Source organism: Micromonospora sp. NPDC050686, assembly GCF_040654475.1.
GTDB lineage: Bacteria > Actinomycetota > Actinomycetes > Mycobacteriales > Micromonosporaceae > Micromonospora.
The window spans coordinates 1-10402 of the sequence record NZ_JBFAID010000098.1 but is presented as its reverse complement, the minus strand read 5'-3'; the positions used below and the strand labels follow the sequence as shown (position 1 = coordinate 10402).

Annotated in this window: 9 protein-coding genes and 2 pseudogenes; 4 read left to right on the top strand and 7 right to left on the bottom strand. The window is 67.8% G+C overall.

The features are described from left to right. Positions 1-130: 130 nt before the first annotated feature. Both AB0H57_RS31890 and AB0H57_RS31885 read right to left on the bottom strand, forming a co-directional pair. The gene (locus AB0H57_RS31890; protein WP_357512378.1) at positions 131-529 is read right to left on the bottom strand and encodes an MmcQ/YjbR family DNA-binding protein; all 399 of its coding nucleotides are present in this window, start codon (positions 527-529) and stop codon (positions 131-133) included. Between the two features lie 47 nt (positions 530-576). Then, entirely contained in the window at positions 577-930 is a 354-nt protein-coding gene (locus AB0H57_RS31885) for a hypothetical protein (protein ID WP_357512377.1), read from the bottom strand. A gap of 1166 nt (positions 931-2096) precedes the next feature. On the opposite strand from AB0H57_RS31885, the pseudogene AB0H57_RS31880 reads away from it, so the two are divergent. From AB0H57_RS31880 to AB0H57_RS31865, 4 genes and pseudogenes are all read left to right on the top strand, one after another. Then, a pseudogene (locus tag AB0H57_RS31880) lies at positions 2097-2351 on the top strand (MMPL family transporter); the annotation flags it as partial. Positions 2352-2438: 87 nt separating this feature from the next. After that, positions 2439-3614 (top strand): histidine kinase, encoded by a 1176-nt coding sequence (locus AB0H57_RS31875; protein WP_357512376.1) that lies wholly within the window; start codon positions 2439-2441, stop codon positions 3612-3614. Beyond that, a complete protein-coding gene (locus AB0H57_RS31870; RefSeq protein ID WP_357512375.1) occupies positions 3605-4249 on the top strand; it encodes a response regulator transcription factor in 645 nt (214 codons plus the stop codon). The genes AB0H57_RS31875 and AB0H57_RS31870 overlap by 10 nt, the downstream gene beginning before the upstream one ends. A 31-nt stretch (positions 4250-4280) precedes the next feature. Beyond that, a pseudogene (locus AB0H57_RS31865) lies at positions 4281-4454 on the top strand (DDE-type integrase/transposase/recombinase); the annotation flags it as partial. 127 nt (positions 4455-4581) lie between these two features. Here the strand turns inward: AB0H57_RS31865 and AB0H57_RS31860 are convergent. From AB0H57_RS31860 to AB0H57_RS31840, 5 genes are all read right to left on the bottom strand, one after another. Then, positions 4582-5076 carry a hypothetical protein gene (locus tag AB0H57_RS31860; RefSeq protein WP_357512374.1) on the bottom strand — a complete coding sequence of 165 codons (495 nt, stop codon included), beginning with the start codon at positions 5074-5076 and terminating at the stop codon, positions 4582-4584. A gap of 191 nt (positions 5077-5267) precedes the next feature. Next, complete coding sequence (locus AB0H57_RS31855; RefSeq protein ID WP_357512373.1) at positions 5268-6260, bottom strand: TIGR03842 family LLM class F420-dependent oxidoreductase; 993 nt, start codon at positions 6258-6260, stop codon at positions 5268-5270. Positions 6261-6273: 13 nt separating this feature from the next. Then, positions 6274-7677, bottom strand: a complete 1404-nt coding sequence (hydA, locus tag AB0H57_RS31850) for a dihydropyrimidinase (protein ID WP_357512372.1) — start codon at positions 7675-7677, stop codon at positions 6274-6276. Beyond that, entirely contained in the window at positions 7674-8516 is an 843-nt protein-coding gene (locus tag AB0H57_RS31845) for a nitrilase-related carbon-nitrogen hydrolase (RefSeq protein ID WP_357336431.1), read from the bottom strand. Before AB0H57_RS31845 ends, hydA begins: the two co-directional genes overlap by 4 nt. Beyond that, positions 8513-10072 carry an NCS1 family nucleobase:cation symporter-1 gene (locus AB0H57_RS31840; protein WP_357512371.1) on the bottom strand — a complete coding sequence of 520 codons (1560 nt, stop codon included), beginning with the start codon at positions 10070-10072 and terminating at the stop codon, positions 8513-8515. Before AB0H57_RS31840 ends, AB0H57_RS31845 begins: the two co-directional genes overlap by 4 nt. Positions 10073-10402: the final 330 nt, after the last annotated feature.

The following is a 10402-nucleotide window of genomic DNA, read 5'->3' as shown; positions in this document are numbered from 1 at the left end:
TACCACCGGATCATGCACGACTTCCCCGACATACTACGGACCGTCACCATGCTGGAGATCTATCGAGCCTGGGGATGACTTCTGAATGACCTTCCTGGATAAGCGGCAACGTGGGGAGGTAGCCGGCGGTTCATCCGCCTGCCTCCAGCCGGAACGCGAGGCGGCGGGGCGCCTGCACGCGATAGCTATCCGTCACCAGCTCGGCAACCTCGACCCAGTCCGTCTCGTCGTCCAGCACCATTCCCACGACATTCACTGCCCAGTCGGCCCGGAAGAACGGAGGGCCGGCATGCGCCAGTGCGGCCAACTCCCCCGGCGGCACCCGGAAGGTCATCAGGATGGCCGGATCGTCTATATCGATGTACGCCGACCCCCTCCCGTCGGTGGTGTAGACGTGCAGGAACGTCCGCCGGCGAATCCGCCACCGCAGGCCGATCCACGCCGGCTCCTCGTACGCCTCGGGCAGTTCCCCGCAGATCACCCGGAGCCGGCCCACAACGGCGGGTGGAACGTCCGCGATGTCGCTCATCCGTACCTCCCGCGCCCATCCTGCCCGACGGGTAGGACATCAGCACATCAGAGGTCTCCGGGTCCTCGGTCATGGTCTTTCTGCTGGTAGGTGCAGGGGTCCGGGGTCAGGTTGTCAGTGGTAGCAGGGTGAGGCGCTGCCAGCAGAGCTGGAACGCGTCGGCCCAGGGCCAGGTGTCGGGGATCGACAGCACGCGGCGGCGGGCGTGGGTGGGTGGCGAGTTTCGCGGGTAGGTGCAGGAGCCGGTAGCGCAGGGTGCCGGGTTCGGCGTGGGCGAGGTCCGGCTGGTCGTGCAGGCCGAGCAGCCTCATCCACACGGTCAGGTCGGCGGCGATGTTGCAGGTCAGGACCCGGCCTTGGTTGACCGTCCAGGCTTTCGAGGGCAGGTTGCGCAGGCCCATCGCCTTGATCCCATTCGAACAAGCTGCTGGCAGATTGCGACGGGTGATGCTACGCGCGGATGAGGCTCGGAAGGGGCTACCAGTGGGGGATCGGAGTTGATTCCCCCTCGTTTACCCCTCGAAAACGATGCAAGGACGTGCCAAGAAGTGAAAGCGGTTCGACGCCGCCAGGTGAAGTTTTCTCAGGTAGATGGCAATGCATGACAAGCCGTGATAGGACCGGAACCCTCATGATCCAGTACAAGGGGTGTCGGTTCGAATCCAGATGACCCGATTCAAGGTCGAGGGCTGGCCCAAACCTCGGGTCAGCCCTCGACGCTGTACCGGACGGGTCCCCGTTAGCGGCCCGGGGGGCCCGGGAACCCGCGCAGTCCGGGTAGGGTGGCCGTCAACCGATCGGGATGGCGCCAACAACGCGCAGCCCGAGGTGGGCATCGGTTTGTGTCGATCCTGGCACACGAACCGATCACCAACGACATCCCCAGCCGGTTGTCGCTCGCTACTGGGGCACCAGTTGCAGGTCATCTCTGATGACGACCATGGATGTCCGGATGCCGTCGCCCTTCGGACACCAAAACTTGGTGGAGTTCCACCGATCCTGAGTCGGACTCGGTTCCGCACTGGTGCGCGAACGGCATACCTGCCGTAACCAATGATCACTGGCGTCGGCGCGCCGTACCTGGCGCCCGGCGCACCGTGGCGCATGGCCGGTTGGACCGGCCATGACACCCCCACCGCCGCGACCGCGAGCAGCTCATCGGCGCGCTCATCCCGGCCCCGCTTCCGGGCAGACCGCGACCCCGTCCGGCGCCGATGCCGGCGCTGCCCGCACCACGCCCGCCAGCAGACGCCTCACCGGACAAGGTCCTGGCCGGTATGGCTTGCCCGGACCGTTCCGGCCGGGTGACCGAACGCGGCCTGCTGCGCGCGCTCGGCTGGCCGCCATGACCGGCCAACCACACCCACTCGCTGGCGCTGCGGACCGCGCCTCCCGGGCGTGACGGCCACCGGAAACTGCCAGCCGCAGAATCGCCAGTCCGTTCTCGTTCGGCTGCCGCCAACTCACGGTGTGCGGATGTAGTCACGGCCCGCTGCCTGTTGGTCACGCGGCGCTTGGGGTCGAGGCCCCCCGCTGTTGTCCACGTGGTGGTCGCGGACCCATGCGCATCATGGTCGCCGTCTTCTGCATCTTCGCCACCCTGTCGATCGTCGAGTTCAAACAACTCGGCGTGGGACTCGCCGCCGCGATCCTGATCGACGCCACGATCATCCGCGCGGTTGTCCTGCCGTCCCTCATGCGACTGCTCGGCGACGCGAACTGGTGGGCCCCGCGGTTCCTCACCGGCCACCGCAGGACCGATGTCACACAGCGCGGCAGCGACGCCGACACGCAGGTCATCATGATCGCCGGTGACCGGTAGCTAGGTTGGGTGGGCGGCCGGGCACGCGGGTGCTCGTGACCGCCCGCCATTGACCTGAGACGACATGAGCTACGAAGGGAGGCCCTGGTGGCAGAGCGCGCGACGCACGGTCGGCGGTCGTGGATCGGTGCCGTGGCCCGGTGGAGCCGACCGGTGGCGGGCGTGGCGATCGGCGTCCTCACCGCTGCGGCCGAGGTGCTGTTCCTGCTCCTCGCCGGGCTCGCGGTGATCGCGGTCTCGCCAGCGCCAGCGGCCCGCCGCCGCATCGGCACCACCATCGTCCGGTACGCCCGACGCATAGCCGAGTGGGAGCGGCGCCGGCTGGCCGGCATCGCCTCGGAACCACCCCCGCCCCCGGTCCGCGCGAGCGGACCGCGCGTGCTCGGCTACCTCGCCGCCCGGCTCCTACCGGCGGCGCTCGGCGTGCTCACCGTCGGCCTGCTCGTGGTCGGCGCCGTGCTTGCCGCCATCGTGGTGCGCTCCTTCGTCGCGGGCACCATGACCATGGCCGGCTTCCTGCTACAACTGCTCATCGGGGCGGCCCTGCTGGTCGTGAACCTGCAGGCGATAGCCAGCGTGGCCACACTGGACCGGTGGCAGGCCCGCAGGCTGCTCGAATCCAACACGCGCCAGGCGTTGGAGCGGCGAATCAGCGAACTGGCCGTCAGCCGGGCCGGCGTCATCGCCGCGGTCGACGCCGAGCGCCAACGCATCGAACGCGACCTGCACGACGGGCTACAACAACACCTCGTCGCACTCGGCATGCTGCTCGGCCGGGCGCGCCGCAGCCGCGACCCCGACAAGGCGCGCGAACTTCTCGCCCAGGCGCACGAGGACGCCCAACGTGCCGTCGACGACCTGCGGGACGTGGCCTGGCGGGTCTACCCCTCCGCACTCGACCACACCACCCTGGACGAGGTGCTGAGCATGGTGGCGCAACGATCGACGACCCCCGTCAAGATCAGCTACGACGTGCCCGTCCGGCCCGCCCGACCGATCGAGACTGTGCTGTACTTCGTCGCCTGCGAAGCGATCACCAACGCCACCAAACACGCCCGGGCTACCCTGATCATCATCGAGATCGAGGCCCGGGACACGACAATCGAGATGCGCGTACGCGACGACGGCATCGGCGGCGCCGACCCGCACGGCAGCGGCCTGCAGGGGCTCGCCCGCCGGGTCACGGCGCTGGATGGCCAGTTTGCCGTGCACAGCCCACCCGGTGGCCCCACGACGATCCGAGCGGAACTGCCGTGCGCATAGTCCTCGCCGAAGACTCCACCCTGCTCCGCGAAGGGCTGGCCCGCCTCCTCGCCGACGAGGGACACCAGGTGCTGGCCGCCGCCGCGGACGCCGACCAGCTCGTCACCGCCGTCGAACAGCACCACCCCGACGTCGTTGTCACCGACGTCCGCATGCCGCCCACCAACACCGACGACGGACTCCGGGCCGCGCTGGAGATCCGGCGCCGCTGGCCCCACATCGCCGTGCTCGTCCTGTCCCAGTACGTTGAGAAACGCTATGCCGCCAAGCTCCTCGCCGATCGCTCCGAAGGCGTCGGCTACGTCCTGAAGGACCGCGTCGCCCAGGTCGAAGACTTCCTCGACGCGCTCGACCGCGTCGCTGCCGGTGCCACAGCGCTCGACCCCGAGGTCGTCCGGCAGCTCATGTCCGCCACGAGCCACAGCCACCCGCTCAGCCGTCTCACCCCTCGGGAACGCGACGTACTGCACCACATGGCCCAGGGGCACACCAACGCCGCCATCGCCGGACGCCTACACGTGTCACAGAGCGCGGTCGAGAAACACATCAACACCATCTTCGACAAGCTCGACCTGTCCCACGCCACCGGCTACAGCCGCCGAGTCCTCGCGATCCTGCAATACCTCGGCTCCTAGCGGACAACCAACAAGGGCCGGGTCGTGCAACCGGGCGGTCGACCAGTACGGGCAGGTTATCGACGTGCTCGTCTCGGCACGTCGCGACGCCGACGCGGCCCGACGGTTCTTCCGACGAGCGCTGTCGACATTGAAGGTGACACCCGCAGAGGTGGTCACCGACGCCGCCGCGGTCTACCCTGCCGTGGTCGACGAGCTGATCCCGTCCGTGTGGCACCAGTACGCACCCTGACCACCGGCACCATCGATCGGCACCCGGGGCCGCTGGGGGCAGCGACAGGTCCGTACGCGTTTCCAGCACGAAGAGTCACATCGACACATATGCCGGTAGATCATTCGATGGGCTCGGTCCACGCCTTCAGGCGGCGCGGTTCGACCCGGTCGACGGAGGGCCAGAGTTGAACCCGCCAATGGTCACCTGGCCTGGTCGAACCCGGCCACCCGCGGGAGACGAACCCCCGGCCGACGACACGCACCGCATAGCGGCCGGCGGGGACTAGGCAGGTGTGCGGCGACATCGTCGGTGAAACGTAGAGCAGCGTGCCGTCGGAATCGATTGTCAGCGAGGCCTCGAAGGCCTCCTCCCACTCGGACAGGTCATCCGGTGCTGCGGTGTTCCAGACCTCGACCCGTAGCGACATCGCAAAGTTGTTCTGATGCGGCGACACGACCACGACTGACCGCCCATCGGAGGCGACACCCGGCCCCGACGTGGCCTCGTCAACCAGTCGGACGTGCGCCTCAACGTCCGCCTCGGTGTCGCCCTGCAAGACGAAGACGCCGTAGTCCAGTTTGACGGTGAGGTCGTGAATCAGGCGAGCGCTCATGAGGCGGCCCTCTCAGCGAGCCTGTCGCCGACAACCGCTGGGCGTGACGGCCAGCCTCGCCGGGTGGCCGACGGCTGGTGCACGCGCCCCAGCTTCGGCCTCCATCGGCAGTACGTCAAGCCCTGTCAGTCGGTCCGGGACCCCTGCTCAGCGGAACGACCTCGGCCGCCGCTACCCCGGTGCGCGACGCACTAGACGTGCGTGATCACGTTCTTGCCGTACGCGCTGAGGGTCTTCTCCTTGTCGTCATGCATGAGGTAGAGGGCGAAGTTGTGGACCCCGATCTCCTTGAGCTCCTGCAGTCGGTCGACGTGGGCCGACTCGGGGCCGAGCAGGCAGAATCGGTCGACGATGGTGTCGGGGACGAAGTCGGTGGATGGATTGCCGGCGCGGCCGTGGTGTGAGTAGTCGTAGCCCTCGCGGCCCGTGATGTAGTCGGTCAGCGCCTTCGGCACTGCGCCGGAGTCGCCGTAGCGGGCGACCAGGTCGGCCACGTGGTTGCCGACCATGCCGCCGAACCAGCGCAGCTGATCCCGTTGGTGTACGAGGTTCGTACCCACGTAGGCGGGGGCGGCCACGCACACCGTGATCGAGTTCGGATCCCGGCCGGCGGCGCTGGCCGCGTCGCGTACCGTGCCGATCGTCCAGCGGGCGATGTCCGTGTCGGCGGTCTGCAGGATGAAGCCGTCGGCCTGCTCGCCGACCAGCCGCAGCGCCTTCGGTCCGTAGGCGGCCATCCAGATCTCCAGCTTGCCGTCACGCACCCACGGGATGCGCACCGGCGTGCCGTGGTGTTCGACCTCGCGTCCCTCGGCCAGTTCCTTGATCACGCGCATGGCGCTTCCAAGGGTGGCCAGGCTCGCCGGCGGTTGACCGATGACTCGGCGGGCCGAGTCGCCGCGGCCGATCCCGCAGACGGTTCGGTTGCCGAACATGTCGTTGAGGGTGGCGAAGAGTGACGCGGTGACCGACCAGTCGCGGGTGCTCGGGTTGGTCACCATCGGTCCGACGATCAGGTGCTTGGTCGCGGCGAGGGCCTGGGAGTAGATGACGAACGGCTCCTGCCACAGCACGCAGGAGTCGAACGTCCACCCGTAGCGGAACCCGTTGTCCTCGGCGGCGGCGAGGCCCGCCACGACGTCGCGAGCCGGCGGGTCGGTCTGCAGTACGGCACCGAATTCCACGGTCAACTCCTCATCAGACCAGGTACTGGCTGAGGTCGCGCTTCAGGAATGTGCCGTGCCCGGCGGCGCCGTGGAAGGCGTTGTCGTCGACGACGATCCGGCCGCGGGACAACACGGTGCAGACCTTCCCGGTCAGCCGCATGCCCTCGTACGCGGAATAGTCCACGTTCATGTGGTGGCTGCCGGCGGAGATGGTCTGCTCGGCCGTCGGGTCGTACACCGTGATGTCCGCGTCCGCGCCAGGGGCGATGACGCCCTTGCGTGGGTAGAGACCGAACATTCGGGCGGGCGTGGTCGAGCTGATCTCGACCCAGCGCGGCAGGGTGATCTCGCCCTTCACGACGCCCTGATAGAGCAGGTCCATCCGATGCTCGACGCCCGGCATCCCGTTGGGGATCTTCGAGAAGTCTCCCCGGCCCAGCTCCTTCTGGTCCTTGAAGCAGAAGGGGCAGTGGTCGGTGGAGACCAGCGACAGGTCGTTGGTGCGTAGGCCCCGCCACAGTTCCGCCTGGTGCTCCTTGGGCCGCAGTGGGGGAGAGGCGACGTACTTCGCGCCCTCGAAGTCAGGCCTGGCCAGGTCGTCCAGCGACAGGAACAGGTACTGCGGGCAGGTCTCGGCGAACACGTTCTGCCCGGTGTCCCGGGCTTGGGTGACCGCGTCGAGGGCGTGCGCGGCGGACAGGTGCACGATGTACAGCGGCGCGCCGGTGACCTTCGCCAGGGTGATCGCCCGGGAGGTCGCCTCGCCTTCCAGCTCGGGCGGCCGGGTCAGCCCGTGCTGTACCGGGTCGGTCCGCCCACTCGCCAGTGCCTGCGCGACGAGCTGGTCGATGGCGATGCCGTTCTCCGCGTGCATCATGACCATCGATCCGGTGTCCCGGGCCTTCTGCATCGCCCGCAGGATCTCCCCGTCCGTGGCGTAGAAGACACCCGGGTAGGCCATGAACATCTTGAAGGTGTTCACGCCCGCGTCGATGCAGGCCTCCATCTCCTTGAGCGACGTGTCGTTGACGTCCGAGACGATCATGTGGAACCCGTAGTCGATCGCGCAGTTGCCGTCGGCCTTGCTGTGCCACTTGTCCAGCGCGGACAGCAGCGACGTTCCCTTGCCCTGCACGGCGAAGTCGATGATCGTGGTCGTGCCGCCCCAGGCCGCCGCGGTCGTCCCGCTCTCGAAGGTGTCGGTCGAGAAGGTGCCCCCGAACGGCATCTCCATGTGGGTGTGGCCGTCGATGCCGCCTGGCACCACGTACTTCCCGGCGGCGTCGATCACCCGCTCGGCGCCGGACGCCCATTGCTGGGCCAGGCCCGAGTCCGGCGCGGCGAGCGCGGCGATCCGCTCGCCCTGCACCAGCACGTCCGCCGGATACTCCCCGGTGGCGTTGACGACTGTTCCGTTGCGGATGACGATGCTCACGGCGTCACCAGCGATTCGTAGGTCTCCGGCCGGCGGTCGCGGTAGAACGCCCACAGGTCGCGCACCTCGGCCAGCCGGTCCATGTCGAGATCCCGGATGACGACCTCTTCTTCGGTGTCCGACGCGGCGTCGCCGACCAGTTGCCCCCGCGGGTCCACGAAGTAGGACTGGCCGTAGAAGTCGTTGTCGCCCAACGGTTCCACGCCGACACGGTTGATCGTGCCGACGTAGTACTCGTTGGCGACCGCGGCGGCCGGCTGCTCGAGGCGCCAGAGGTACTCCGACAGGCCCCGGCTGGTGGCGGAGGGGTTGAAGACGATCTTCGCGCCGGCCAGCCCCAGCGCCCGCCAGCCTTCGGGGAAGTGCCGTTCGTAGCAGATGTAGACGCCGATGCGGCCCACCGCGGTGTCGAACACCGGATAGCCGAGGTTTCCCGGCCGGAAGTAGAACTTCTCCCAGAACCCCTTCACCTGCGGGATGTGGTTCTTGCGGTGCTTGCCGAGGTAGGTGCCGTCGGCGTCGATCACCGCCGCCGTGTTGTAGTAGACCCCCGGTTGTTCCTGCTCGTACATCGGCACGATCAGCACCACACCGTGCTGCTCGGCGATCTCACGCATCAGCGCGGTCGTCGGCCCGTCGGGGATCGCCTCGGTATACGAGTAGTAGTCGGCGTCCTGCACCTGGCAGAAGTATGGACCGTAGAACAACTCCTGCAGGCAGACGACCTGTGCACCCTGCGACGCGGCGCTGCGGATCGCCTCCACCGCGTTCGCGATCATCGACTCCTTGTCGCCGGTCCACTTCTGCTGCACCAGCCCGGCTCGGATGATGGTGCTCATCGGTTCCCCTCCGTTGCGTGAGCGGTGCGCGGCAGCGACAGCGCCAGGTAGACGACGAACGCGCCGACCAGACCGGCGAGCCAGCTGTAGTCGTAGAGCGGCTTGAGCCACGGTATGAGCCCGTCCTCGGGGAACGGCCCCTTGCCTGGTGCGGAGTAGGCGCCACCCACCGCGAGGACCGCGCCGACGACGGTGGCGACGATGGCCGCCCAGTTCCAGCCGCCGGAGAACCAGTACCGGCCCTCGGGACGGTAGAGGGCGGGCAACTGCAGGCGCGTGCGGCTGCGGACCCAGTATCCGGCGATGAGCACCCCGGCGACGGCGCCGAGCAGGCCGCCGTAGAACCCGAGCCACACGAAGATGTAGATGTTGGGGTCCTGCACCAGCCGCCACGGCTGGATCAGGATGCCCAGCACGCCGGTGATCAGCCCTCCGGTCCGGAAGTTGACCAGTCGGGGTGCGGCGTTGGAAAAGTCGTACGCCGGGCTGACCGTGTTCGCAGCGACGTTCACCGACAGCGTCGCGACCACGATCGTGAACAGGCCCAGCGCGACGACCAGCGGGTTCTCGAACTTGGCGGCGAGCTGGATGGGGTCCCAGATCGCCTCGCCGTAGATCACGGCCGTGCCTGAGGTGATCATGATCGACAGGATGGCGAAGAACGACATCGTCGTGGGTAGGCCGAGGACCTGGCCATACGCCTGCTGCCGCTGGCTACCGCCGAACCGGGTGAAGTCGGGGATGTTCAGCGACAGGGTCGCCCAGAACGCGATCATCGCCATCAGGGATGGTGCGAACAGCTTCCAGAAGTCGGCGCCCCAGCCCAGCTTCGACGGCTCGGACAGGATCGGACCGAGCCCGCCGGCCTCGACCACGACCCAGATCAGTAGGGCGACGGCCACCACGATGACGAACGGCGCCGCCCAGTTCTCGAAGCGTCGCAGGGTGTCCATGCCCCGCCAGATGATCACCATCTCGATCACCCAGAACAGGAAGAAGGAGGCCCACAGCGTCCACGGGTAGTCCATGATCCGCGCCGCGTCGACCCACCAGGAGCCCAGCAGTTTCCCGGCGATCGCGTAGATCGCCTCACCGCCGATCCAGGTCTGGATGCCGAACCAGCCGCAGGCGATGAACGCGCGCAGCAGAGCCGCGAGGTTGGCGCCGCGAACTCCGTAGAACGCACGGGCGAAGACCGGGAACGGAATTCCGTACTTGGTGCCCGCGTGGCTGTTCAACAGCATCGGGATCAGGACGAGCAGGTTGCCCAACGTGATCGTGAGGAACGCCTGCACCCAGTTCATACCGAGCTGAATGAGCCCGGCCGCGAGCAGGTAGGTGGGGATGTTGTGCGCCATGCCGATCCACAGCGCCGCGAAGTTGTACGTGTTCCAGGTGCGCTTCTCGATCGGCACCGGAGCGAGCTCGTCGTTGAAGTAGCGGCTGTCGGCGATCGTGGAGAAGTCGCGCAACTCGACGCGCCCGTCCGGATGGGTGATCTGCGTGCCGGGTTCGACCGCGGTGGTTTCGGCCGGGGGCAGGGGTTCGACGGCCATCGGTCACCTCCTGTTACGCTGCCGCAACACTGGCCGACCAACCCGGCTCACGCGCTCCTGGTGGGCGGTTCAGCGCGATCTATATCTGCGAATGGTGGGTGTCGCGAGCCCGCCACGGGCAGCGGCAAAGTGTCCACGCTTGCCATGATCAGGGCACACTCTGTCCACGGCATGCCCGCGCCGACCTGTCAACGTGGCGTAGCGAGGAATCCCGGTCTCTTCAGGGCCGGGAGGAAATCGCGTCACGTGCCTGGGCGTTTCTGGTTTTCGATGTACTCGCGGATGCCTGCTAGGGGTGCCCCACCGCACGATCCGGCGAAGTACGACGGC